The sequence below is a fragment of the Candidatus Enterococcus murrayae genome (genome assembly GCF_017315985.1).
GTDB classification, from domain to species: Bacteria; Bacillota; Bacilli; order Lactobacillales; family Enterococcaceae; genus Enterococcus_A; species Enterococcus_A murrayae.
Window position 1 is genome coordinate 24,330 of record NZ_JAFLVR010000010.1, and the last position, 23,846, is coordinate 48,175.

Here is a 23,846-nt window from a genome sequence, read left to right on the forward strand (position 1 = left end):
GTTTTCTATTCTGGCTATGCCTAAACTTATTTAATAATCCTGATGTTTTTTCTAAAATATAGTTTACAATTTCACAATAAAAGAGTATATTGTGACTATAAAAGTAAATTATACTTTTAAACCGTTTTTATTGATGATTTCTCCGGCGCTTTTTGATTTAGAAACTTACGAAGAGGTGAACGTTTTGGAACAAACACTGGTAATAATTAAACCGGATGGAGTAAAGAGAAAACTCATAGGACGAATTATCCAACGATTTGAAGAGCGGGATTTAACAATAAAGAAAATGGATCAAAGAATCCTAGATAACTCCTTAGTTAAGGAGCACTACGACCATTTAAAGAATGAACCATTTTTTAATGACATCCTCTCATATATGACTTCCGGTCCAGTAATCGTCATTGTATTGGAACAAGAAAATGTCATTCAGATAGTAAGAAGAATGATTGGGACAACCAATGCGCTAGAAGCTTCACCCGGTACTATTCGAGGCGATTTTGCAATAAATACTAGTGAAAATATCGTTCATGCCTCTGATTCCGCAGAATCTGCAGCGATAGAGATTAAGCGATTTTTTCCTAAATAATCCATGCCTTGGGCTAAATCAATCAGGTCGTATCTGATAGTACTTGTTTAAATCGTTCTCACTTTTTTAAAGATTCAACTATTATTTTTACTATCAATTATTACTCGTCTGCTTTTTAGCAGGCGTTTTTTTTATTTATAAATACCTATTTCTCAGGCTTTCAACATCTTTTTCAAGAAAGATCAAATCAAAATAATTTGTCAAGCTGCTATTACTGTTTTCAGGGTGTATTTACGGAGGTTTTTCGAGCTTCAAAAAATGGAAACCCCATAGAATCAACGTTTCTAGAAACAAAATACACGGAACCCTCCGAAATTGATCCCATTTTAACTATTTTGTGTCATCGGGATTTTTTCAGTTTGGTGTATGCTTGCCTCACCGATCGGAATCAAAAATTCAAAGGAACATGGAGGAAAAAATTATGAACGAACAAGCTTTTACTCATCAACAGTTATTCAGCTTAAAAAAATCTACACTGGAAAAACGGATCGTCTCGTATTACAGAATCTCTGGAGACTCCGATGCTACCGTGCAATACCTGGTCGCTCTAAAAGTTCGAAAAAATCTAGGAGATAGTGAGTTTCACTTGGTCTTAAAGGATTTGGTGCACCATCTATTCACCCAACGCAAGGTCACAAAAATCATGAAGAAATATTTCTTTCACTTTAAGGAGTACTTCGTATCTAAACAATGGAAATACTTAACGATTCGAGTTTTCCCTGTCCGACAATACGCCGAAAAAGCGATCCACGAAGTCCGCAGCCGCTTTTCTAGTATCCATTTATTTAACAACGAAATACAGGCCGAGTGATCGTAAAGAAAAACTAAAAAGAAAGGATGAAAAACATGAAGACTATCAAAATAAAAAAACTTGTATCCACCTTTAAAAACAGTGTCGGCGAAAAACATAATCTGACGATCAAAAGCCCGACTGTTGATAAAACGCCCGAAGAAGTTCATGAAGCCTTGGAATTACTGACCACCTTAGATATTTTTGAAGAAGAAAACGGGATAAAAACCTTTGCGGAAGTCGTCACTGCTAAATACGTCGAAACAGTAAAATACATTCAATTCAATCCAGAAGCTCCAGTTGAATCCGAGCCTTTGCCAGAAAAACCAGTTGAAAGGCCTGTGCCCAGCTCCATCAAACCAATCAACTATGAAAAATATATTGACTTAGTCTGCCCGCAGGCTTTGGGCGAGAGACCCGATAGCGCCCTGAATACCTTACCGATTCATCGAACTGACAACATAGGCCGATCACTGCCTTCAAAAGACAGCGAAAATCCTAAATCGAGTATTTCAGAACCGTCCCTTCTATCGAATGAAGAGTCCACAATAACCACTCCGAAAAATAAAAAAGTGAAACGGAAGAAAGGCCTTATTCAATGGATACTGCAAAAATATCGAGAAAAAACAGCTGAAACGTCTTCTTAAAGAGGACTTCAGCTGCTCGTTTTGAATACTTTTAATCGCACACTCACTCTATCATTCGTGCTTCCTATTGATGATGTTGCGTTTGAATATACTCTCGCATCAATATGGGGAACGAAGCTAGATTATTGGTCAGCTGATACTGGCTTTACAGAGCCGTCCCATTTTTCCAATATCCAATTTTGTACATCTTCATTGTGCAAAACCTTTATCAATTTTTTTATTCGCGGATCATCTTTATCTTCTTTTCGAACGGCAATGATATTTCCATATGGGGAATTGTCTTCTTCCAACAAGATGGCATCTTTCACCGGGTTTAATTTGGCTTGATAGGCAAAATTTGCGTTGATCGCAACTAGCTCGCCTTCTTCATTATTATAAGCACTCGTTAGCAGCGATGGATCGATCGAATGTTCGAACTTAAGGTTTTTCGGATTGTCTTCGATGTCTTCAAAGCTGGCGGTTTCGATAGCAACGCCTTCTTTGACCTTAACTAAATCCGCATTTTGAAGAATCGTAATAATTCTTCCCCAATCTGACACCGAATTTGAGGTGATGATCGTTGCCCCGTCTTTTAATTCATCAAGTGATTTGATTTTTTTGGAGTACAGTCCCATTGGTTCGACATGGACAGCCCCGGCATCCGCAAATTTGTAGCCATTCTCTTTTATCGCTTGTTCAAAGAACGGGACATGTTGGAAATAATTTGCGTCGATATCCTTATCAGCTAAGGCTTTGTTTGGCAGAATATAATCGTCGAAGTTTTTGATTTCTAATTTGACCCCTTCTTTTTCCAATAACGGCTTCACATGCTCTAAAATTTCTCCATGTGGAGTGGTCAATGTGCCGATCACCAAAGTGTCTTCTTTCTTTTCATTCGTTGAGGGCTTGGTACAGCCCACTAATATTAGAGCCAGTGTAAATAAAATCGAAAAAAAGATCGTTTTTCTCTTCATATGTTTTCCCCTTTTTATCATTACTATTAAAAATGACCGTAGTATCTATTTTGAACGACCGAAGAATGAACCCATCGGATCAGAGTGATAAAGTCAAAAACCGGTAGACCCGCTGCCTGTTGGATCGCATAGGAATATGGCGGCAGATCGCTGCATTCAAGTAATATCGCGCCAATCTCAGGTGCTTTCTCCAGCTCTTTTTTTACCGTCGCCACTAGATCGGCTTCTAACGTTGGATTGTCTAACGTCGTTTTTCCCCAGCGAATGGGGGCGAAGCTTTCCAAAGAACCGATCTCACAAATAATACAATCGGATAAATCTGCTCCAGAAGAACGGAAAAAGTCGGCATTTATGTCTTTTCCGCTTGCTACCAGCGTTAAGATTTTCTGTTCTTTCTTAAGTCCGATGTTTATGATCGGTACTTGAACGATGCTGGATAAAAACACAGGAATATCTACCGCTTCTGCGACGGCTTCTTGAAAATGACCAAAGTAGCCGCAAGCGCCGACGATCGCTCGGACTCCTTGCTTTTCAAGTTTTTTGGCCGCTTGAACGATCTGTTCTTTGATTTGCTCGCTTCCTTCAAATAGCTGCTCGATTTCAAAATCCACCACTTCGTAAAGCACTGGAAAGTCAAAGGTCGTTGCATTTGCGACATTGCCGGGCACCTTTGGATAGATGAGATTGACCGCGATGATCCCCACCCCGCAGCCCGAAAATGGTGTCGCGGATACTTGAAGGGTTGAGGCTAAATCTGCTTCGGTTTGAAGATTGCTTCCTTTTCTCACGAAATCACTCCTTGTTTTAAGTAATCCAGCAAGGCTTCTTGATCTAAATGACCAATCCCTAAATCATCTAAGGTCAGTCCTTCTTTTAAGAAGTCGCGGCCAGTCATAACGGAAGCCAATGTGATCATACTGTCGATTACCTTCGTTTCAACGCCATATTTCTTACCCAATTCATGATAAATGTGGCAGCCCACGGGAATATCCTCCGTGATATAACGGTCATGAATACTGAAAGGGCCTGTACCGATCGCCATCTCAAACTGCTCATCGAAAGGCACAATGCACTCATCCCCCATGTATTCTGGTCCTAAAATACTGGTTCTCGATAAGAAATTCTTTTTAGGGAAACGCTGAAGATCCACCCCAATCGCCTCAGCCAAAGCCACTTCTTCCAGATAAAAGGCATATTGAACCTCAGAAATTGATTCGCAGTATGCATGAGAATAAATGGAGTACGTACTCTTATCATTTCCACCAAAGACTCTGCCCCAGTTCTCCATTACACCAACGCCTAAGATCGTTCCCGGACAATGCAAAACAGGATTCACATTACTGAAGCCAATATCCAAGACGGTATTTCCACCTGTTGGTCCATCGCCAGTCGTGATGGTATCGAAACAGCCGATCTCTTGTGTGCTTTGCAAGAATATCTCCTGATCTGTCGACGGCAGCGAAGCCCCTCTTAAAGTAATCGCCCGGTACATCAAGCTGACTTCCGGTGTCAATACGCCACCTTCCTTCACCACTCTGGCGCCATAGGGTGCGCTGGACCAGCCGCCAATGACCACGGATTTATCACAATTGCTTTCACGCATTTTTTTCCGTAATTTTAATGACCCAAAATTGTCTGGAATAATATGAATGATCATTCCATCCTCCAGCACAGGCACCAACTCTTCAAAAAAGGCGTCATGGGCAATTGACGGAACCGCGACGATGACCAGCTTGCAGCCAGCGACACATTCTTTGACATCCGTAGTGACTTTATTCAACACAGCTCGACCTGAACGCTTGAAGCCATACTTGTTGTTTTGGTTTCCTGTTAGGAGGATACCTGTACGTTCGACATTTTCCAGCGTCGTTTTTGCAAAATCCGGCAGATCACAAATATTGACTTGATTTCCACTCAAAGCGCAATCCGCTGCGATCGCTTTCGCTGCCGCTCCTCCTCCTAAAATAGCAATTGAAGCCCCATTCGTTCTTTTTTCATTACTCAATACTTTTTCCTCCTTTATTTAAAAACAAAAAAAATCGTCCCTGATCTGTATTTAAAATACAAATCAAGGACGATGAGAATACACTAATCGCGGTACCACCTTAATTACTTGTTGCTAAACAAGTCGCTTTATCAGTTACGGAAAAATTTTCGATAACCTATCACTATAACGGGTGAACCCGTAGTATCTAAAGACTACTCCCTCGATAACTAACGCTCAAAGACCATTTTCATCATGTTCGACTATCTCTTTTCACCAAACAGAGACTCTCTGAAAATCTACCATCACTACTCTTCTTTTCATAGCTTAATTATATTCTAATTTAAATGCAATACTACGCGAATTGTTTTTGAATGTCAATACTAAGTTTTCTATTCTTTTAGAAGTTTCTTTCAGCAAGCAGCTTGTGGACTATTTACTCTGAACATACTCATAAACATCAATAATTTCCTTCGCCAGATCACAAAAGGCGATTGATGTCATTAAATGATCCTGACTGTGGACCGTCAGCAAATTCATTTCAGTTGCCTCGCCTTGCGCCTCTTTTGTTAACATTTCTGTTTGGGCGTGATGGGCCTTGACTAATGCGTCTCCGGCAATCTCGATCTTACTCATAGCACCTTTGATATCCCCGCTTTTAGCAATTTCGATAGCCTCCACTGCTTCACTTTTTGCATTACCGCTGTGAATGATGAGCCCCATAACAGCCTCTAACTGCGCCTGATTATTCATTTCAATTTTCTCCCTTCTCTAAATCTGATCATACGGCATATTCTTTCAGCGTACTGACTATTTGATACGCTGCGCCGTACATACCTGCTTCATTGCCTAAAATCGCTTTTCTTAGCCGAAAACTTCCGGAAATTTGTGGAAAAGCATAGCTGTCTATAGCCGCTCTTAACGGAGCCAAAAATAATGGTCCGGCTTCAGATACGCCGCCTCCGATCACTATCTCCTCGGGGTCTAAGGTATTCATTACTCCTGCGATTGCCCGGCCGAGATAATCGACGGTCATTTTCAATGTTTCTTTGGCCTGCGGATCATCGGCTTCGATCAAATCAAAAATTTCCTTTGTATTTGAAACAGCGGAGCGATCTGCTAGACGATTCATCGTTTTGACCATCCCATTGGCTGAGCCATAGCATTCTAAACAGTTTATATTGCCGCAGCCGCAGATTCGTTCCTCAGTGGAGTGAACTGGAATATGACCAATTTCTCCTCCCGAAGCATGCTGGCCATTTAAAATTTTGCCGTCAACGATGATCCCACCACCGACACCTGTTCCAATCGTCACAAAAACAAGATTCCGAACGTGCTCTGTAGATCCCTTCCACATTTCACCTAGAGCCGCGGCATTCGCATCATTCAGCAAAGCCACGGGAATATTTAAGCTCTTTTCGATCATTTGCTTTAAAGGAAAGTTTGTCCAGCCTAAATTGACGGCCCTTTTTACGACTTTCTCATTTACTGGGCCAGGCACCCCAATACCGATTCCTAAAATCTCTTCTAAGCATTGAGTGCCTCGACTCATTCGTTCCCGAATACTTTGAATAATATCCGCAGGAATCTCACTACCTTCATTCGCTGTATTTGTCGGAATGCTCCATTGATCTAGCATCAAGCCGGTCATATCAAAAAGAGCCAGCTTGATGGAGGTACCGCCAATGTCGATCCCAATTACTTTATTCATCATTGTTTCTTCCTCTCCATGCAAAATTACTCTAAACTATCTTGAACTACGACCTCTGACCTTGCTTCTCTGCTGAAGAATAACCGCACTAATAAGAACAGCTCGATCACAAACAAAATGATTAAGAACAAGAAGCCCATTCGTGAGCCATTAATCGTAGATTCCGCAATGCTCAGCGATTGATCCGACTGGCTTTGCGAAATGATGCTTGCAATGATCGAAGTCCCTGAAGCGCCGGCGAACTGCTGGAAAGTCATAATGATCGCATTGCCATTTGCCTGTTGTGTTTCATCCAGCTGTCTTAATCCGCTGGTCATCAGATTCCCAAAAGAAAAGCCAACGCCTAAAGTAAACATAAAATATAAGCCGCCGATCAGAAGATTACTCAATGTCCCGCTAAAAATAGTAAACAGCAGCAATGAAAAAGCAATCACCAAACTGCCGGTCATAATCGGTTTCTTTGCGCCGAAACGATCCAAAATCCGACCGCCTAAGGGTGTGAACAATGCCCCGAGCGTGGCTCCAGGCAATACGACAAAGCCCGATATCTGAGGTGTAGCGCCATTTACTAATTGAATGTAGTTCGGCAAAATAAACACCAAGCCCATTAAAACCAGCTGCAGAATAAAGAAACAAACTACGTGCAGACGATAGGCTCTATTTTTAAGCAGCTCCAACTGCAAAATAGGCTCTTCTAAACCCTTTGAACGCTGAATCAGGCTGATCAAACCAACGATTCCGAAGAAAAAGGCACCGCCTACTTGAAAAGAAAAGAGACTTTTACTTCCCATATTGCTAAAGCCGATGATCGTTCCAGTAAACATGACCATAATGGACAGCAAACTGAGAACATCAAAATGCGCTTTATGAACCGGACTTTTTTGCTCGATCGTCATCAACCCTACCACCATCGCAGCCAACATGATCGGAATCAATAAGATGAAAATAAAGCGCCAGCCTAAGCTGGTAATCACCAAGCCGCCGAATGTCGGACCAATCGCAGGTGCTATCGCCGGTATCATGGTACCAACGCCCATCATCATCCCAATCTTATCGGAAGGAACCTGCTCCAAAATAATGTTGAACATCAACGGTAAGCCAATCCCTGTTCCGATCCCTTGAATGATTCTGCCTAATAATAGAATGGAAAATGATGGCGCAAAGGCGTCAATCACTATTCCCAGAGTAAAAAAGCCGATCCCGATCAAAAACAACGGCTTATTCTTAAAGGATCGTTTGAAAAAGCCTGATAACGGAACGATAATTGCTAATACCAATAAATAAATGGTGACGAGCCATTGAACCGTTGCCGTATTTACATTGAATTCTTTACTTAATGTAGGAAAAGTCACAGTCATTGCAGTCTCAGCGAGCACGCCACAAAAGGATAAAAGTCCCGTTGAAATGATTGCTCCAATTACTTTAAGTGTTAACTTTTCTTGTTTCATTTATTCTCTCCGTTTCTAATTGATACCGGTCTATTTGTAAAAAAATCGTTTAGAAAGACGGCGGCTAACAATTAGCCGCCGCCTGATTTAATCCTTTACCAATGAAAGAGCTTGCTGTAAGACCTTCTCGCCATCCATCGTGCCATATGCGGCCATATCAATGATAGCTACTGGAAGCTGATCTTTCACTAAAGCTTTGATTTGCTTTTCTTTAAATCTCACTTGAGGTCCTAACAGGATCACATCTTTTTCCTTAAGATGATTTTTTACATCATCTACCGGTCGTGCATCAACAGTTGTCTCAATTTCTTTTTCTGTGCCGGCTTTTTCAATTTTTTCAATCAGTAAACTCGTACTCATCCCAGCATTGCACACTAACAAAATATTGATTTTTTTCATCGCTTTGTTCACCCTATCCTTTCTTATTCCACTACCGTTGCCTGCGCTTCTACTTCAACATCCTCAGCTTCTTCTTCTTTTTCCTTAAGCGCCTGCTGTTCGCGCTTACATTCTAAGTTATCGGCCATCTTGAAGAATGGAAAATATATTCCGACAGATACAGCTACACAAAGAGCCTGAGCTAAAAGCATTCGCCAACCGCCTGCGATAAGTGCATTAAGAAAAGTCGGTGTTCCCGTAGGCAGCTGTGCGCCGATCATACGTGGAACCATCCCAGTCGTGATCGCTAAATAGCCAATCAGACCAGTGACTAATGGTGTGACCACAGTAGGAATCAAGAAATTCGGGTTCAAACAAATTGGCGTCCCAAAAGTAATCGGCTCATTGATCCCAAAGAAAGTCGGGATACTTGTGATTCTGCCGATGTTTTTATACTGGTCGCTTTTAGCGAAAAAGATGAAACAAATCGCTAAACCAAGCACACATCCGCCACCGCCAATTTCTAAGAAAACAGACGTGAAGCCAAAATCAATTAAATTCGGCGGAGTAGTTCCTGCCGCTGCGGCATTCATATTTTCAATCGTCATTGTTTGAATGATCGGTGCGTATACACCAAAGATGATTGCTTTCCCGTGAATACCAAACCACCAGAAAAGACCAATTAAGGCATAGGCCACCATCACACCACCAACTGAACCGCCGATTTGTTGAATCGGAACTTGCAACACACTATAAACCAAATTATGGATACTGCCGAAGCTAGTAAAGCTAAAGCCCCAAGAAACAAGTGCCATTAAAAACGTAATGGCGAAAAATGGAATAATCGAGCTAAACGACTTCTCAACGAAGCTTGGAACACTTTCCGGCATGTGAATTGTAATATTATTTTTAACAAACCAGTAATAGAGCCTTGCGACGACTAGTCCGACAATAATACCGACAAACATTCCCTTCGAACCAATATAGTCAAAGCTGATGAAATCAACGGGCCGCACAGTATCATGAACCTGCTGCTCGATCGTTGCTAGAGGAGTCAGGATCAAGAAAGAAACAATGGCTAGAAATCCTGGAAACATGCCTTCGATATCGAAGGACTTCGCCAAATTATAGGCGATAAAATAAACAACAATCAGCCCCATAATGTTGCTGGTGAAAATACCTGGTAATAATAGTAAAGACTTTAACCCATTCCCTTGAATGAAGTTTTGATAGCCATCAAATGGTAGATTCGCGACTAATGTACACATTGCACCCGTAATACTAGCCGGGATCGTCATAACCATCCCTTTGCTGACTGCCTTCAAATAGCGATTATCTGAAATTGTTTCTGCGGCAAGCTGGATCTTTTCGAGATTATCAACAAAACTCATAATGAAATTCTCCTTTTTTAGTTTTTTATCTAGAGAAATTGTTCAATTGCCTTCCCAACACCATCTGCATCATTTGTATCTGTAATATATTTTGCTTGTTTTTTTACTTCATCAATTGCATTGCCCATCGCGATCGTAAAACCGAATGAATCGTTCAGCATGCCCAAATCATTATAGCTGTCGCCAATCGTCATGATCTCGTTCAGATATATTCCTCGGCTATTCGCATAATGCTTGATGGCTTCCCCTTTATCAGCTAATGGATTCGTAATTTCCAAATTGATTGAGAAAGAGCCTGTTGCATTGACCGGATATTTTTTTGGTAAATGCGTTCGCAGCTCTGCGATTTTTTCGGTATTATTTGAAAAGCTGATGATTTTCCCAACCTCGTAATCGTTTTCAAAAATCTGATGGACCGAGTTGATGGGATTGATCGCTTGGTAAAGGAAATGATTCTCCGCCTCTTGATAAGCGGCTTCTAATGATATTTCAGGGTGAAAATTATTGATTTTCGTTGCCACTGCCCATTTGCAGGTCTCTTTATCACTTGGGGAAAAGGTCCCGCCAGTTGTATAAACTTCTACATACATATCCAACTGCTGCAGCTCTGCGACAACTTGTTCTACTAACACTTGCTCAAGATAAAGACTTTGTATAATCTCTCCTTGAGCATTGCGTAGTTCACTGCCGTTCATCACCAAATAATTGCATTCAATCCCTGCGGAGACTACTTGGGGATAGGCATCATCATAACTTCTTCCCGTCGTGATGATGAACTCCACCCCTTTGTCCTGGGCTTTCTTGATGGCGTTTACATTATTTCGTGAGATATCGTGGTTATTACTAACTAACGTACCGTCCATGTCAGATGCGATCAGCTTTATCATCTCATCACCTGCTAACCGATTACGTTCTCTAATAGCGCTTGATGGCGGCGGACTTGTTCAATACTATCCACTTCCATGTAATCCTGAATATGACGATTTCCTTCATATTCGCTACAGATATAGCCCTCGTAGCCGGCGTCCTTCAACGTTGTGATCACATCATGATAAGGAATACTGGTTTCCTGCAGCTCATTTGTGATATCGTAAAATTTCCCGTGAATATGAGCGATATAAGGCATATTTTCCACTAAGATTTTAGGATCCGTATAAACAAAGTGACGGCAAAACTCTGCAAAAGCTTTATCTGCTTCAGTCGCATCCGCCATTTTCGCGACCTTTTCGAAGGTCTCATCGCGATTTAGGCCATTTTCATAATTATCGCTAACTAACTTGATAATTTCTGGCGTCCCGCCTTTTCGAATGTAACTATCTTGAAAAATCGACCCGATTCGTTTTGTGAAGATTCCGAAATCCGGCATAATGGCAAACCATTTCGTACCGCTTTCCTTAATGAAATCAAGCCGCTCTTCAAACCAAGGTGTACCAAAAGTAAATGGTGCGTGGACCTCCAAGGCAATCTTGACATTCATCTCCTCCGCATAAGGCAAGCTTTGCTTAACCACTTCAAGCGGTGTGGAAACCAAGGTTCTCAAAATTTTGCAGCCTAAGCGATTCGCGATTTTTAAGTCTCTCTTCATCATGTCAACATTTTCTGAAGTAGTCAACATACGGTTAGCAAATAACTTGTTGTCTAAAAAAGCATCGTAGGCAACTGGTTCAACTTGGTATTTCTCCATCCATTCATGCCATTGCTTCACAAAATCATCCGAGATATTCGGGAAGGTCGGAAGCATTTGTTCTGGTAAAAATTCGATTCCCTTAGCACCCGATTTGGCCGCTTCACGAATACAATCCTCTAACGTCATTTTTCCTGTATAAAACTCATCTTGGTAACTGTAAAGCGAGACACCGCGTTTAATCTTACTCATTACTTCATCTCCTCATTCATACTGTGGTATTGATTTTTTATGCCTCTAGCACTAATACTTTTTCATCATCGCCGACATTGTTAAACGGCAGATACGATATTCGCAAGCTGACAAAAGCGCGCACTTTGTGTTCTCCTTCGGCTAAGCCGCCTGGTTTTTTCACAAATACCGTGATCGTTTCGACCATTTCCCAACGATGATTGATCACTGTCGGCAGCTCCGCAAAAGTAAAGGTTTCTCCTTTTACCGTGATCAGCATTTCTTCATTGTCGACCTTTTCACCGTCCACAGTCAGATCAATGACCTCCACACAGCTCATAGGTAAACCGCGATAATAGGGAATTCGTAATTGAACCTCATAACCGATTACCTGATTGTTCTCTCTCACATTGTGAAACCCTTCTGGATTCACTAAGTATTTCTCAAACATTAGAAAGCCTCCTTATTCGTGTTTTAATGTACTAATTTTTCCTTGGAAAAATTAAGGGGATTCGAATGCCGTATATCATTCAACTAAAGCGTTTGAGCTAAGGTTTAGACAAACTCACTAGCTGCTTTTCTGGCCTAGCAGCCTGCGAAAAGTTGAACTGACATCCTTATTCCCTCCTTCACCCTGTTGATGAAGGAGGGGGGTAATTTTTAAAGTTTTACTTCATTGCCTGTTTCGGCTGCTTTATAGATTGCATCCAATACTTGTGTTACTTTAAATGCTTGTTCTGGTTTTACTAATGGTTCTGTATCATTGATCACAGCTTCCAACCATTGTTTTGCTTCAAGCTTTTCAGGATCAGAGTCGCCGCCTTCAAAGAACGCGATGTTGCCTGATGCGCTTAGGTTCTCTTCTGTTAAGAGTCCATTTTTAGAACGGTTGTATGTCAACTGATTCACTGGATAGCTCATGCCAGCGTCAATCTGTGCTCCGGCTTTTGTTCCGCATAAAGTAGTAGCCGCTTCTTTTGATTCCAACACATTTAGTGCCCATGAAGCTTCCAAGAAAATCGTTGATCCATCCTTCATTTTGATAAAACCAAAAGCGGAATCTTCGACTTCATAGCTATCTGTATCCCACGGTCCAAATAGATTTCCTTCTTCTGCCCCAGGAAGATTTCCTAATTTATTGAAGACTGATCCGGTTACAGATTCGACTTCATAGTTATCCATCATCCATAAAGTAATATCTAATGCGTGCGTTCCGATATCGATCAATGGGCCGCCGCCTTGTTGGGATTTATCAGGGAAAACACCCCAAGTTGGTACCGCTTTCCGGCGAATGGCATGAGCTTTAGCAAAATAAATTTCACCCAGATCGCCATTTTCACAAGATTGATGTAAAGCAGTGACTTCTTTTCTAAACCGGTTTTGATAGCCGATCGTAAATTTCTTACCCGATTTTTTCCAGGCATCCATCATCAATTTGGCTGCTTCTGGTGTATGAGCCATCGGTTTTTCACATAGGACATGCTTGCCTGCTTCAAATGCCGCCACAGTGATTGGGCTATGACTCACATTTGGCGTACAGACATGGACAACATCGATGGTTTTATCCTTTAATAGTTCATGATAATCTTCATAATATTTCGCATCTTCCGTACCGAATTTTTCTGCCGCTTCTTTCGCACGCTCAACCTGATTGTCGCAAAATGCTACCATTTCACATTTATCCGCTTGGCTGGTTAATGCTGGAAAATGTTTATTATTTGCGATCCCTCCGCAGCCGATAATTCCGATTCTTACTTTTTTCATGTTGTTCTTCCTTCCTCTTCTATCCATAATTTTTCTATTCAAAATGAATGCTCTGATGATATTTCGCAGAGATTCGAATCGCTTCTACTACCTGCATTAAGCGTAAAATTTGGTCCGACTGGATCGTCAGCTCTTCAGTGCCTTGAGTATGGGCATAGTAATTATCGAAGAACATCCGATGTGAGACTTCTACTTTTGGCAGCTCTTCCGTCAGGATTCTTCCCTCTGGTGCTGGTCCGAAGCTTCTGGTTGGCCCGGCATGGGTCATGGTGATTTTTCCGGGAACATTGCCTAATAATTCTGAAGTGCGAGTGATTTCACCTTTAGGATTGAAGCCGTCGATCTTGGCACTGCCTTTGTCACCGCCAACAAACCAATGGCGCTCGAACCAATTTTCAGAGCTGTTCAGGAAATAGGTTCCTAGCTCGATTTGCGCATTCACTCCGTTGTCAAAATAGAGCTGAATATTGAAATAATCATCGACATTTTCATTGATGACATTGCGAACATCTGCATAGACTGTTTGCAGTTTCGCTGGAATCATCCATAATATCTGGTCGATCAGATGAACCCCCCAGTCATACAGCATCCCGCCGCCTAATTCAGGATAAATGTGCCAATCATGCATATTGCCGTTGAAGCCATAAAGAGAACTTTTGACTGTATACACATTTCCTAATAATTTCTGATCATAGACCTCTTTAGCTACACGATAGTCATGATCCCAGCGGCGTTGATGATGAACGGTAAAACGAACCTTCTCCTCTTTCGTCACTGCCATCATTTCTTTTACTTCTTCCGAGTTCATCGCCAACGGTTTTTCGCAAATAATATCCTTCTTAGCTTTGGCTGCTTTGACCACCATTTCTAAATGCAGTAAATTCGGTACCGCGATGATTACGGTGTCAACTGTCTCATCGGCCAATAGATCATTCGCAGATACGTAGGTTTTTACGCCTGTTGGCGCATATTCAAACTGCGACTCATTTGTGTCACAGACTGCTTTTAAATGGGCATAATCTAAGCCTTTGATTGTTTCAGCATGGGTCTGTCCCATAAAGCCGAAACCGATAATGCCAAAATTCAACTGTTTCGCCATCTTCATTTTCTCCTCTTCTTATCAAAATAATCCCAATGCTCAACGAATTGATTGTCGGAAATTCGGTACAAATCAACTACATGGGCTTTAGTATTTTGCTGCTCATCAACACTTCTAAGGAATACTGCCGCGAAATCCTGATCCAGCACGATGCGATCTACCTCCAAATGAAAGTACTCCTCCGAATCAAACTTGGCTTGAAAAGCTGCGACTAGTCCTGCTCTGCCTTGTCCTACACCCGGGTTGTGCTGCTGATAATCTTCTGCGATTAAATCCTCTGCCGCAGAAAGCTGCTGCTGGTTGAAAAATGCTTCATAAAATGCGGCGATTGCTTGTTTTGTGATCATCCTGTCACTTCCAGCAAGCCTTTTGCCATTGAAAGCTGGCGCTTCGTAAATTCCGTTCCGCCACAGTAAAGCTCGTCTTCATACTCACAAATCAAGTAGCCGTCAAAAGCAGAAGCCTTTACGACCTCGAGAATTTCAGGATAAGGGATACTCGGTTCGACTAAATCCTCACCTAAATAATGGAATTTTCCGTGCAGCTCAAAGCTGTATGGCAGTATTTCCTTTAATTCCTCCAGCATTCTTGGCAGCTCATCCTTGGGTTTGAATTGGACGAAACCGTACATTCCTTGCAGGGCAGCATTGATGGCTGGGTGTGCGCCGCTTCCCATCAGCTTTTCTCTGGCTTCTTCTAAAGGAATTCCTTGATAACGCATATCCGCGGCCATTTGCAGATGCTCCTCCGCTACTCCCGCTTCCAAAGCCTTGAGCCAGTGGGCTTTATTCGGTGCGATTGCGAAACAACCAAAATCGGGTACAAAGCCTAAATGCTTTGAGTTGGTTCGTTTAATTACTTCTAAATAGCGCCGCATTAATGGAGAAAGCGGTGATTCTGGATTATGGATCTCGATTCCCACTCGAATGTCATAAAGCTCCGCATACGGTGCTAACCGTTCAAAAGCTTCTGGCGATAGCATGTATTGCGAACGCATCACCTTACAGCCAAGCTTATGAGCCGCCTTCAAATCAATGATCGTATCCGCCAGCATCTCATCGTCAGTCAAATTCCGATCATGCAGCATGCCCTTATCGTTGTTGGCACCATAGCCGACTGGACCGATTCCATATTTGGCCTTCAGCTTTTGAACCAAGCCTAAAAACTCATCACTAACATTTGGATAACTCGGCAGCATTTGTGTACCGACAATCTCATAGCCGGCAGCTCCAGCTAAAGCCGCCTGTTTGACACACTCTTCAAAATCGTAGGCATATCTAGCATATTCCGTTCCATAACAAAATAATGTCGCCCCTAATTTAATCGTACTCATCTCATTCTCCCTCTAGCAAAACGCTGACTTTCTCGCCTGAATCAAGCGGCATGAAATGATGCTCAGGACCAATTTGCATGTAAGGAATCCGCAGCATCAATTTCAACTCGATCTCATGCTCGCCAGTTAGTCCCCCAGCCTTCAACACACGGATCTTCGCTAAATCAACCTGACTCCAAAATTCAGTCACGGCGTATTTTAATTTATAAAGCGGCAATTCTTTTCCTCTTAGCTCAAAGGTCACTGCCTCATCCGGCATTTTCTCCCCATCAACATAAACCTCGATCAAATCAATATCAGACAAATAATGTCCCCGATAGTAGGCCAATTGGACATCAAACGAAAATCCGTTACGACTTCCATTAATATAGAGGCCTTTGAAGAAATCCTTCTTGATGATCTGCTCATTTAGCTTCATTCTCATAGCAAACATGTTTTGTCCTCCATTTTCCTAAATCACAAAATTCCGTAAATACTTGGTACTCAATGTCACAGACTTTTTAACATCGTCATAATTTTTCTCAAATGCCTTATCCTCTACTTCGATACAGCTGAAGCCGTCAAATCCGATGTCTGTCAGTGCCGAAACATATTTGCCCCAATCGACATCACCTAAGCCGGGAAGCTTGGGGCTCATGTATGCCAAAGGTGCCGCCATAACGCCAACATCTTTTAGTTTTTCAGGATAAAGCTTGATGTCCTTATAATGAACATGGAAAATCTTGTCCTTAAATTCATACAAAGGCGCAAGATAATCGATCTGTTGCCAAACAAAATGCGAAGGATCGTAATTCAAGCCAAGTGCGTCACTGTCTAGACGTGAAAAGATTTCCCGCCAAAGCGCTGGTGTCGTCATCAGGTTTTGACCTCCCGGCCATTCATCCTCAGTAAAGAGCATTGGACAGTTTTCTATTCCGATCCTTACACCCGCAGCTTCGGCATGATTTAGGATCGGCTTCCATACCTTTTCCATCTCAGCCAGATTCTCCGATACAGACTTCGTTTGCATCCGACCGATAAAAGTTGTGACTAAGTTGACCTTCAATAGCTTAGCCGCATCAATTAGATGATACAGATGATCGATCGCCGCCTGCCTTTTTTGCAGATCCTCATCCAGCGGATTAGGATAATAAGCCAGCGCCGAAATTTCTACATTTTTCTTCGCAGCATAGGATAAAATTTCTTCCGCCTTTTCTTCCGTAAGATGGGCAACATCAATATGGGACACACCCGCATATCTTCTAGTTGCTTTCTCATTGGGCCAACAAGCAACTTCTACACAATCCAAACCATTGCTTGCTACAATGTCGATCATCTCTTGATAATTGCTTTGATCAAAAATGGCACTTACAATTCCTAATTTCATGATTTTCCTCCTATACTCAACACAGCTATCATTTCGAGAAAAGCGGAACTGACAACTGTTTCTTTTCTATACCCGAAGTATAAAACGCTTTCTTAAATTAAAAATTCATATTATTGTTTTTTGTGTTAGCTATTTTTTGCCTTTCTCATTCGCCAAATAAAAAAAGACAAAAATGATCTGCTCATTTTTGTCTTTCGCTATTTAAGAGAACCTATTGTCTCCTTTTTATATTGATGGAATAGAATTCATTTGCCATCAGCCGTTTTTTTACGACCAAGCGGTTTTGAAGCACCTCGACCTCTTCTAAGGTTTGCAGATGTGTATTCTTCTCGTCTAAGTAAATAAGATCCGAGGAACGAAGATGTTCATTAAAATTAAATCCCTCCCACAATCCAAACAAATCGCCATGATTTTTTAAACAAGAAAAGATTCTTAATTCATAATTGCCATTTGGAATAGTTGAAAAGACAATTTCTTCTTCAACTGCCTCAGCCTCAAAGAAATTTTCCAGCTCCGTCTTTTTGAGATGCGCTTCGTCCTTCAGGAAATAGAGACTATTCGGATGAACATAGTGATGGCCTAAAACAAAAAACTCCTCTCCATCAAGCGTACAAACCAGCCGCGCCTCATCCTTATAAAGAAATTTCAAGCCCTTTAGCTGGTCAAACAGCTTCATAGCATGCATCGCGGGTTTAAAGAGACCTCTTCGATTGATCAGGCCGTTTCCGCCACTTAATAGGGAAGACGGTTTAGCCGTCTTCTGAGCGAGATCCGTTCCTAACCAATAGCCCAATCCCTCAACCTGATCAAAAATATCAATGATACTTTTGCTGATGAATGCGCCCTTATACAGACTATCATTCAATAGATTGCTTCTTGAAACTGTATTGCTCCATTCAGTAATATACACAGGCTTCATTAGTTGCGCCTGTTTTATTATTTGCATTTGATTCAATAAAAAATCCGGATCAGTGATTCGCTGATAATTTCTCTTTTCTCTGATCAAGCGATTAGAATAGGGAAACAAAACAAATGAATAAAAATCAAACGCACACTCCGACAGCTCTTCTTGTAAAAAGCGGTTTATATCCAGTTTGCTTGATAAAATGAAGTTCCCGCCGCCAATTGTGATCGTTGGAATCAACGATCTGCAAAGCTCTGAGGTCGTTCGGTAAAACTCACTGTACCGCGCAACTAGTTCCTTATCCTCTGGATCACTGGCGACGATCTCAATCACCCATTGCCCCACTTCTTTTCGTCCATAACGATTCAGTACATGGCGACAAAAGCTGGCCAACGCTTCACGCCAGCTCTCGATTGGGTAGGCACTCTCTTTAAATGAATGAATCAATTTATTGATACTTATCCAAGGAGTCAGCCCTAGCGCTATTAATGAATCCAAAATCTCATCAAGTCTCTCATATTCCTGCAGCGACTCTCCCAAAAGCTCTGTTGTGAATACACCCCAGATTCTCCCATACTCAAAGCTAAGATTCTGCTTTAAAATCGATAAATGCTGTCGCAGATTGCTGCTTAGAACAATTTCAGCCTCACCAATATTCAATAGCTTGCTCCAGGTCTCCTTAATCGGTTCTGCCGTTAAGCTGGCAACATCCAAATGCAGAGAACTCCTTTTAGAGACATCCTCAACCATTTGATCCTCTTTATACCTGCTATAAGAATCCTTTACTTTATCGTCGGCTCGAAGCACAGTCGTCTGCTTTTGACGCCCATTTTGCTTCCGATATTCTGAAGGAGTGACGTGATACTCCTCCTTAAATTTCTTATTGAACCCGTTAACGCTAAAAAAGCCATTATCTATTGCTATTCGTGTAATCGACTTGTCCGATTCCAGCAAATCTCTTATCGCGTATTGCATGCGGATTTGGCTCAAATAGTCCTTGAAATTCAAGCCCAGATTTTTCTTGAAAAATTTAGAAAAATAAGCGGTATCCATATGAACAATATCCGCTAATTCTGCCAAGGTGAGATTGTCATAATACCTTTCTTTGATTATTCGTGTGATTTGCTGAATGCGTTTATCCTGATCCATCCCGCTCGCACTGTATTCGATAAAGAGACTGCTGAGCTCGTTTAGCAAACGATATACCTTGCTTATTTGCAAAAAATTCGTCTTATCATTCTCAAATAAAAATAAATCGATGATCTCAATGATCAGTTTGCGGATCGATTGATAATTCTTACCTGGGTCCTTAACAGAATTACAATCAAAACTACTCCTTCCTGTTTCCAGTGCCTGTGATAATAAAAAATCAGAAATGGAAAAATGAAACAGCAAACTTTCTTTCCCATTCGCAGTTATCTGATACCTCTCCTGCTTGTTCACCACAACGATATCATCCGCTTTCATTTCATAGCAGTGCTCATCAATTTGCAGCTCCGCTTTTCCCTTCAATAAAAACAGCAAATCAGTCGTTCGCGTTTCACTTGGTAAAAGGGCAACATCTGTCATCAGCCGAATATCGCTTTGGGTATCTAAATAGCTTATGATCTCACTCATCCATTGTCTCCTTTCTTCCATTTACCCACATTGATAACTGGGGCTTCTTTGCCTTTGATACTACCATAAGGCTCAAAAGTTTGATATCCCTTTCAGATCTCTGAAGCAGATTAAAAAAATCAGATGACTCTACGCTCCATCTTAAAAGGTTCAAAAAAATACCTTATCTAATCTGCGATTTTTTATTGACGGATGAGGTGTTTAATGAAAGAATATGATGGATTAGTTGCGATTTCTGATAGGATATCTAGCTTTAGCATTCTATCAAAAACAGCTTAGAGGAACCCCCTAGCGTCAGGACTAGAAACAGGTAAATCTCAAATGGTATGGAGGAGTTTTAGTGAGAGAAATAGGATTTGATTCAAAGAAGTATTTAGTCGAGCAATCTCGCTATATTTTAGAACGGGTAAATCAATACGATAAGCTCTATCTAGAATTTGGCGGAAAATTAGTTGATGATAAGCATGCGAAACGAGTGTTACCTGGATTTCAGGAAGATATCAAGGTGAAGCTGCTGCAAAAACTTAAGGATCAGGCGGAGATCCTAATTTGTTTATATGCAGGAGATATCGAACGCAATAAGATTCGCGGTGATTACGGGATCACCTATGATATGGACGTTTTACGCTTGATCGATGAGCTTCGGGGGTATGATTTGTCGGTGAACAGCGTAGTCATCACTCGCTATAACAATCAACCAGCGACCAATGCTTTTATCAACAAACTGGAACGTCGAAATATCAAAGTGTACAAACACGAAGCAATCGAAAATTATCCCTTGAACGTTGAGAAAATTGTTTCTAATGAAGGCTTTGGCAAAAATGAGTACGTTAAAACAGAGAAGCCAATCGTTATCGTGACCGCTCCAGGAGCAGGCAGCGGTAAACTAGCCACCTGTTTGAACCAGCTTTATCATGAAAGCAAGCTAGGGAAAAACGCCGGATACTCGAAATTCGAAACCTTCCCCGTCTGGAATGTTCCATTAAAGCACCCCTTGAACATCGCTTATGAAGCAGCGACAGTCGATCTTGGGGACGTTAATATGATCGATTCCTTCTATTTAGATCATTATGGAGAGATGGCGGTCAACTACAATCGAGATGTCCAAACATTTCCCGTAATCAAACGAATTATTGAAAAGATCACCGATCAGGAATCTGTCTACAAATCACCGACAGATATGGGGGTGAATCAGGTCAAAGCGGGCATTGTGAATGATGAGATTGTTCAAGAAGCTTCTCGCCAGGAAATTATTCGGCGGTATTTTCAGACAGAGTGTGATTTTAAAAAGGGGCTCGTTGACGAGGAAGCAGTCAATAGAATCAATTTAATTATGGAAGAGATCGATTTGAAGCCAGAGGATCGCACTGTAGTTACTCCAGCACATGCATATGCAGAAAAATTTGAGACCTCCGCAAAAGGTCCTGCCGCAGTAATCGCGTTGGAACTGCCTACTAAAAAGATCGTTACCGGCCGCACAACCTCATTGATGGAGGCTTCAGCTTCTGTCATATTAAATGCAATAAAATCGTTAGCCAAAATCGATGATGACATTCATTTACTATCGCCGATTATTTTAGAAACCATCCAAAATTTGAAAAAGAACGAAATGCATATGAAAGACTACTCTCTAGATATTCGTGAAGTATTGCTTGCACTAGCAATTAGTGCCGTCACAAATCCAACGGCCCAATGCGCTTATGAGAAGCTGGTAGAGCTTGAAGGAACGCAGGCTCACTCTACAGTTATGCTGAGCAAAAACAATGAACAGTCCTTTAGAAATCTAGGGATCGATATTACTTCAGCTGCAGTGTATCCATCAGAACAGCTGTATCATCAATAAAATACGCTTAATTTAGCTGGAAATAGCTCATAAAAAAAGATGACCTCTTCTTGAAAAAAGGTCATCTTTTTTGCGCTATTCTGTTGCAATAATCGCTGACTCTTCCAGATTCCCGCAACAAATACTCCTGCTGCGAAGAAGTTTATATCTATAAGCGATATCGGTTTAAACCATCATAACCCTTCTCAGTCTCTCACATTTTGTGCTTTAAATCTTTGAATCGATCCAATCTGTAATATAATCCAAAACCAACTGGATATTTCCAACCTGGCAATGATGTGACGCATTTTCTTCCTTAGTGAAGACCCGGCTAGTTACCGATTTTGCATTTGACAGAGCATTGATCTGTTTATCCAAATATACAGTATAAATATCTTCTGCTCCTGCAAGAATCAGAACGTCTTGTTGAATCAAAGGTGAGATGTCCACAGTGTTATATTTTTTTATCGCTTTGTAATAATCGTAAAGCGTGTCGATATCACCAAAGACTTCTCTTCCTTGTTGAAACAGCCAGAGCGAAAACTTGTTTTCTCTCATCAGGCCATCGATCATTTGCCATTTAGGACTACTTGGCGTCTCCATCAATTGATTAATCAGATTTTGCAGCTGCTCTGGCGCCCTATACAAAATCGCCCCATAAAAATCGTAAATCAAATCATACAGCACAACTCTTTTGATGCGCTCCTCATAGGCCGCAGCCCGTGCTGCCAAATAGCCGCCTAAAGAAACGCCTAATAAGGTGACATCTTCCAAGTTAAAATAATCTAAAATTACTTTCGTGCAGAGCTCCCATTCAGGCTTCATTTTCATTTCGCATCGATTTAATACTTCCCCTTGACCGAAGCCTTCAAACATATATACATTGTAGCCCTTGGAATATACATATTGCATAAGAGGTATAAATTCCTGAATGAAGGAGTCATAGCCGCCGTGCACAACAATATCGCCTTTACTTTCCGCCGGATGACATTTATAAAGGACAGGAAAATAGTCCTTTTTAAAAGGCACACGCACATAGGTCATATCGACATCTCGGTAAGCCGCTTGATATTCATTCATACACCGCTCATATAGCTCTGTTTTATACAGCTGTCCTTGAGCGTCATTCTCATCATCAAGCATGAAAAACAAAGCCGCCCGAAAGCATGTCGCTGAAGCAATATATTTTCCTTCATTGTGAAAAACCTCAGCTTTATCAAGAAATAATTGCGACCAGCTATCAAAATCTGTCAGCTCTGCTCCTATTTCAGCAACAGTGTTATAGTCTAAGGAACCAAACGAATAAAATCTATTTAATTGAAAATTGAATGCTGTGTCCTCGTGAAAATCATAAAATCCTACTGGAAAATTCATAGTCTTTCCTCCTATCTCTTTGCCCTACTTTGAAACATTATAACTATCTTCGCTTGACTCTTATTCGTATTGTTTACCTAAATTCATTCATCTATCGGACTGTCTAATAGTTTTGAAAGAAGAATTTTAATATTAAGCACTTTTTCTTCCATGGATTGCACCTCATTATCATGAATGATCGCGCTTATGCCAAAAAGAATAAATTGACTTAGCAGGTGAGTATTCGGTACAGAAACGCGGATATCGCCATTTGCGATTCCTTCAAGAATAATTTGCTCAAATATTGGTTCTATCTTTAATAATGTTCTTGAAAGCAAGATGGTCATGATCTCAGGATTCACCTTTTTGGTATACATCGAGCGATATTCAGATATGGAGCTTGGTAAAAGAATAAATACTTGGTTTAGCTTCTCCTTAAAATCCCATTTGGGAGTATCGGCAACTTCAGTGAGCTTAACCAAATATTTCTCATTATATGTCTCTAAAGCTGCTTCATATATCTCTTTTTTAGACTCGAAATAGTGATAGAACATCCCAATTTCCCCATCCGCTTCCTTTAAAATGGACCGAATAGATGTCTTCTCGTAGCCATTTTCTAAAAACTGTTTCAGTGCGATCTCTATAAGCTCCTGGCGTCGCACATCTGGATCTTTTACAACTCGTGACATCGTAATCCTCTCCTTTAACTGACAAAACATCGTTCTGTAGATATTGTAACTACCGAACATTGTTTTGTCAATAGAATAAAAAAAGAAGACATCCTGTTAAAATGTCCTCTTATGTTTTCGATATTCAGTTATAATAGTTTTGATTTTAAGCGATAA

General features: G+C 41.1%; 24 protein-coding genes and 1 other annotated feature. Of the genes, 4 read left to right on the top strand and 20 right to left on the bottom strand.

The annotated features are described in order from the left end of the window. Positions 1–184: 184 nt before the first annotated feature. The 3 genes from ndk to JZO85_RS04660 all read left to right on the top strand — a co-directional run bounded on the left by ndk (position 185) and on the right by JZO85_RS04660 (position 2,023). Entirely contained in the window at positions 185–586 is a 402-nt protein-coding gene (ndk, locus tag JZO85_RS04650; protein ID WP_207107398.1) for a nucleoside-diphosphate kinase, read from the top strand. Between the two features lie 421 nt (positions 587–1,007). After that, a complete protein-coding gene (locus JZO85_RS04655; RefSeq protein WP_207107362.1) occupies positions 1,008–1,397 on the top strand; it encodes a hypothetical protein in 390 nt (129 codons plus the stop codon). 35 nt (positions 1,398–1,432) lie between these two features. Continuing rightward, positions 1,433–2,023, top strand: a complete 591-nt coding sequence (locus JZO85_RS04660) for a DUF2922 domain-containing protein (RefSeq protein WP_207107363.1) — start codon at positions 1,433–1,435, stop codon at positions 2,021–2,023. Between the two features lie 122 nt (positions 2,024–2,145). On the opposite strand, the gene JZO85_RS04665 is transcribed toward JZO85_RS04660, so the two are convergent. From JZO85_RS04665 to JZO85_RS04750, 18 genes are all read right to left on the bottom strand, one after another. Beyond that, entirely contained in the window at positions 2,146–2,976 is an 831-nt protein-coding gene (locus tag JZO85_RS04665; RefSeq protein WP_207107364.1) for a MetQ/NlpA family ABC transporter substrate-binding protein, read from the bottom strand. Between the two features lie 26 nt (positions 2,977–3,002). Then, positions 3,003–3,764 carry an aspartate/glutamate racemase family protein gene (locus tag JZO85_RS04670; protein ID WP_207107365.1) on the bottom strand — a complete coding sequence of 254 codons (762 nt, stop codon included), beginning with the start codon at positions 3,762–3,764 and terminating at the stop codon, positions 3,003–3,005. Further along, on the bottom strand, positions 3,761–4,981 hold the full coding sequence (locus JZO85_RS04675; protein ID WP_207107366.1) for an NAD/NADP octopine/nopaline dehydrogenase family protein: 1,221 nt from the start codon (positions 4,979–4,981) through the stop codon (positions 3,761–3,763). Before JZO85_RS04675 ends, JZO85_RS04670 begins: the two co-directional genes overlap by 4 nt. 62 nt (positions 4,982–5,043) lie before the next feature. Next, positions 5,044–5,293: a binding site (T-box leader), on the bottom strand. Between the two features lie 99 nt (positions 5,294–5,392). After that, positions 5,393–5,713, bottom strand: a complete 321-nt coding sequence (locus JZO85_RS04680) for a PTS sugar transporter subunit IIA (protein ID WP_207107367.1) — start codon at positions 5,711–5,713, stop codon at positions 5,393–5,395. A gap of 28 nt (positions 5,714–5,741) precedes the next feature. Next, positions 5,742–6,674, bottom strand: coding sequence for an ROK family protein (locus JZO85_RS04685; protein WP_207107368.1), 933 nt, complete (start codon positions 6,672–6,674; stop codon positions 5,742–5,744). A 23-nt stretch (positions 6,675–6,697) separates the two neighbouring features. After that, entirely contained in the window at positions 6,698–8,119 is a 1,422-nt protein-coding gene (locus tag JZO85_RS04690) for an MFS transporter (protein ID WP_207107369.1), read from the bottom strand. Positions 8,120–8,206: 87 nt separating this feature from the next. Next, positions 8,207–8,518, bottom strand: coding sequence for a PTS sugar transporter subunit IIB (locus JZO85_RS04695; RefSeq protein ID WP_207107370.1), 312 nt, complete (start codon positions 8,516–8,518; stop codon positions 8,207–8,209). A gap of 23 nt (positions 8,519–8,541) precedes the next feature. After that, positions 8,542–9,888, bottom strand: coding sequence for a PTS sugar transporter subunit IIC (locus JZO85_RS04700; protein ID WP_207107371.1), 1,347 nt, complete (start codon positions 9,886–9,888; stop codon positions 8,542–8,544). A gap of 29 nt (positions 9,889–9,917) precedes the next feature. After that, positions 9,918–10,775 (bottom strand): Cof-type HAD-IIB family hydrolase, encoded by an 858-nt coding sequence (locus JZO85_RS04705; protein WP_207107372.1) that lies wholly within the window; start codon positions 10,773–10,775, stop codon positions 9,918–9,920. Between the two features lie 11 nt (positions 10,776–10,786). Further along, the gene (locus tag JZO85_RS04710) at positions 10,787–11,764 is read right to left on the bottom strand and encodes a sugar phosphate isomerase/epimerase family protein (RefSeq protein WP_207107373.1); all 978 of its coding nucleotides are present in this window, start codon (positions 11,762–11,764) and stop codon (positions 10,787–10,789) included. 37 nt (positions 11,765–11,801) lie between these two features. Next, on the bottom strand, positions 11,802–12,194 hold the full coding sequence (locus tag JZO85_RS04715) for a C-glycoside deglycosidase beta subunit domain-containing protein (protein ID WP_207107374.1): 393 nt from the start codon (positions 12,192–12,194) through the stop codon (positions 11,802–11,804). A 209-nt stretch (positions 12,195–12,403) separates the two neighbouring features. Next, positions 12,404–13,507, bottom strand: coding sequence for a Gfo/Idh/MocA family protein (locus JZO85_RS04720; RefSeq protein WP_207107375.1), 1,104 nt, complete (start codon positions 13,505–13,507; stop codon positions 12,404–12,406). Between the two features lie 34 nt (positions 13,508–13,541). Next, a complete protein-coding gene (locus tag JZO85_RS04725) occupies positions 13,542–14,606 on the bottom strand; it encodes a Gfo/Idh/MocA family protein (protein ID WP_207107376.1) in 1,065 nt (354 codons plus the stop codon). A 2-nt stretch (positions 14,607–14,608) separates the two neighbouring features. Beyond that, complete coding sequence (locus tag JZO85_RS04730) at positions 14,609–14,953, bottom strand: nuclear transport factor 2 family protein (protein ID WP_207107377.1); 345 nt, start codon at positions 14,951–14,953, stop codon at positions 14,609–14,611. After that, positions 14,950–15,939 carry a sugar phosphate isomerase/epimerase family protein gene (locus JZO85_RS04735; protein ID WP_207107378.1) on the bottom strand — a complete coding sequence of 330 codons (990 nt, stop codon included), beginning with the start codon at positions 15,937–15,939 and terminating at the stop codon, positions 14,950–14,952. Before JZO85_RS04735 ends, JZO85_RS04730 begins: the two co-directional genes overlap by 4 nt. A 1-nt stretch (position 15,940) precedes the next feature. Then, the gene (locus tag JZO85_RS04740) at positions 15,941–16,372 is read right to left on the bottom strand and encodes a C-glycoside deglycosidase beta subunit domain-containing protein (RefSeq protein WP_207107379.1); all 432 of its coding nucleotides are present in this window, start codon (positions 16,370–16,372) and stop codon (positions 15,941–15,943) included. A gap of 18 nt (positions 16,373–16,390) precedes the next feature. Then, positions 16,391–17,305, bottom strand: coding sequence for a sugar phosphate isomerase/epimerase family protein (locus JZO85_RS04745; RefSeq protein WP_207107380.1), 915 nt, complete (start codon positions 17,303–17,305; stop codon positions 16,391–16,393). Between the two features lie 211 nt (positions 17,306–17,516). Beyond that, entirely contained in the window at positions 17,517–19,826 is a 2,310-nt protein-coding gene (locus tag JZO85_RS04750; RefSeq protein WP_207107381.1) for a GH39 family glycosyl hydrolase, read from the bottom strand. 340 nt (positions 19,827–20,166) lie between these two features. On the opposite strand from JZO85_RS04750, the gene JZO85_RS04755 reads away from it, so the two are divergent. Next, positions 20,167–21,669 carry a DUF1846 domain-containing protein gene (locus JZO85_RS04755; protein WP_207107382.1) on the top strand — a complete coding sequence of 501 codons (1,503 nt, stop codon included), beginning with the start codon at positions 20,167–20,169 and terminating at the stop codon, positions 21,667–21,669. Between the two features lie 207 nt (positions 21,670–21,876). Here the strand turns inward: JZO85_RS04755 and JZO85_RS04760 are convergent, their stop codons facing one another. Further along, complete coding sequence (locus JZO85_RS04760; RefSeq protein ID WP_207107383.1) at positions 21,877–23,022, bottom strand: alpha/beta fold hydrolase; 1,146 nt, start codon at positions 23,020–23,022, stop codon at positions 21,877–21,879. Between the two features lie 83 nt (positions 23,023–23,105). After that, entirely contained in the window at positions 23,106–23,690 is a 585-nt protein-coding gene (locus tag JZO85_RS04765) for a TetR/AcrR family transcriptional regulator (RefSeq protein WP_207107384.1), read from the bottom strand. Between the last annotated feature and the right edge of the window lie 156 nt (positions 23,691–23,846).

What these genes read in the sequence shown, in the direction of transcription:
- JZO85_RS04655 (WP_207107362.1), top strand. Translation starts at nt 1,008, where the DNA reads ATGAACGAACAAGCTTTTACTCATCAACAGTTATTCAGCTTAAAAAAA.
- JZO85_RS04660 (WP_207107363.1), top strand. Translation starts at nt 1,433, where the DNA reads ATGAAGACTATCAAAATAAAAAAACTTGTATCCACCTTTAAAAACAGT.
- JZO85_RS04665 (WP_207107364.1), bottom strand. Translation starts at nt 2,976, where the DNA reads ATGAAGAGAAAAACGATCTTTTTTTCGATTTTATTTACACTGGCTCTA.
- JZO85_RS04680 (WP_207107367.1), bottom strand. Translation starts at nt 5,713, where the DNA reads ATGAATAATCAGGCGCAGTTAGAGGCTGTTATGGGGCTCATCATTCAC.
- JZO85_RS04685 (WP_207107368.1), bottom strand. Translation starts at nt 6,674, where the DNA reads ATGATGAATAAAGTAATTGGGATCGACATTGGCGGTACCTCCATCAAG.
- JZO85_RS04690 (WP_207107369.1), bottom strand. Translation starts at nt 8,119, where the DNA reads ATGAAACAAGAAAAGTTAACACTTAAAGTAATTGGAGCAATCATTTCA.
- JZO85_RS04695 (WP_207107370.1), bottom strand. Translation starts at nt 8,518, where the DNA reads ATGAAAAAAATCAATATTTTGTTAGTGTGCAATGCTGGGATGAGTACG.
- JZO85_RS04700 (WP_207107371.1), bottom strand. Translation starts at nt 9,888, where the DNA reads ATGAGTTTTGTTGATAATCTCGAAAAGATCCAGCTTGCCGCAGAAACA.
- JZO85_RS04705 (WP_207107372.1), bottom strand. Translation starts at nt 10,775, where the DNA reads ATGATAAAGCTGATCGCATCTGACATGGACGGTACGTTAGTTAGTAAT.
- JZO85_RS04710 (WP_207107373.1), bottom strand. Translation starts at nt 11,764, where the DNA reads ATGAGTAAGATTAAACGCGGTGTCTCGCTTTACAGTTACCAAGATGAG.
- JZO85_RS04715 (WP_207107374.1), bottom strand. Translation starts at nt 12,194, where the DNA reads ATGTTTGAGAAATACTTAGTGAATCCAGAAGGGTTTCACAATGTGAGA.
- JZO85_RS04720 (WP_207107375.1), bottom strand. Translation starts at nt 13,507, where the DNA reads ATGAAAAAAGTAAGAATCGGAATTATCGGCTGCGGAGGGATCGCAAAT.
- JZO85_RS04725 (WP_207107376.1), bottom strand. Translation starts at nt 14,606, where the DNA reads ATGGCGAAACAGTTGAATTTTGGCATTATCGGTTTCGGCTTTATGGGA.
- JZO85_RS04730 (WP_207107377.1), bottom strand. Translation starts at nt 14,953, where the DNA reads ATGATCACAAAACAAGCAATCGCCGCATTTTATGAAGCATTTTTCAAC.
- JZO85_RS04735 (WP_207107378.1), bottom strand. Translation starts at nt 15,939, where the DNA reads ATGAGTACGATTAAATTAGGGGCGACATTATTTTGTTATGGAACGGAA.
- JZO85_RS04740 (WP_207107379.1), bottom strand. Translation starts at nt 16,372, where the DNA reads ATGTTTGCTATGAGAATGAAGCTAAATGAGCAGATCATCAAGAAGGAT.
- JZO85_RS04745 (WP_207107380.1), bottom strand. Translation starts at nt 17,305, where the DNA reads ATGAAATTAGGAATTGTAAGTGCCATTTTTGATCAAAGCAATTATCAA.
- JZO85_RS04750 (WP_207107381.1), bottom strand. Translation starts at nt 19,826, where the DNA reads ATGAGTGAGATCATAAGCTATTTAGATACCCAAAGCGATATTCGGCTG.
- JZO85_RS04760 (WP_207107383.1), bottom strand. Translation starts at nt 23,022, where the DNA reads ATGAATTTTCCAGTAGGATTTTATGATTTTCACGAGGACACAGCATTC.
- JZO85_RS04765 (WP_207107384.1), bottom strand. Translation starts at nt 23,690, where the DNA reads ATGTCACGAGTTGTAAAAGATCCAGATGTGCGACGCCAGGAGCTTATA.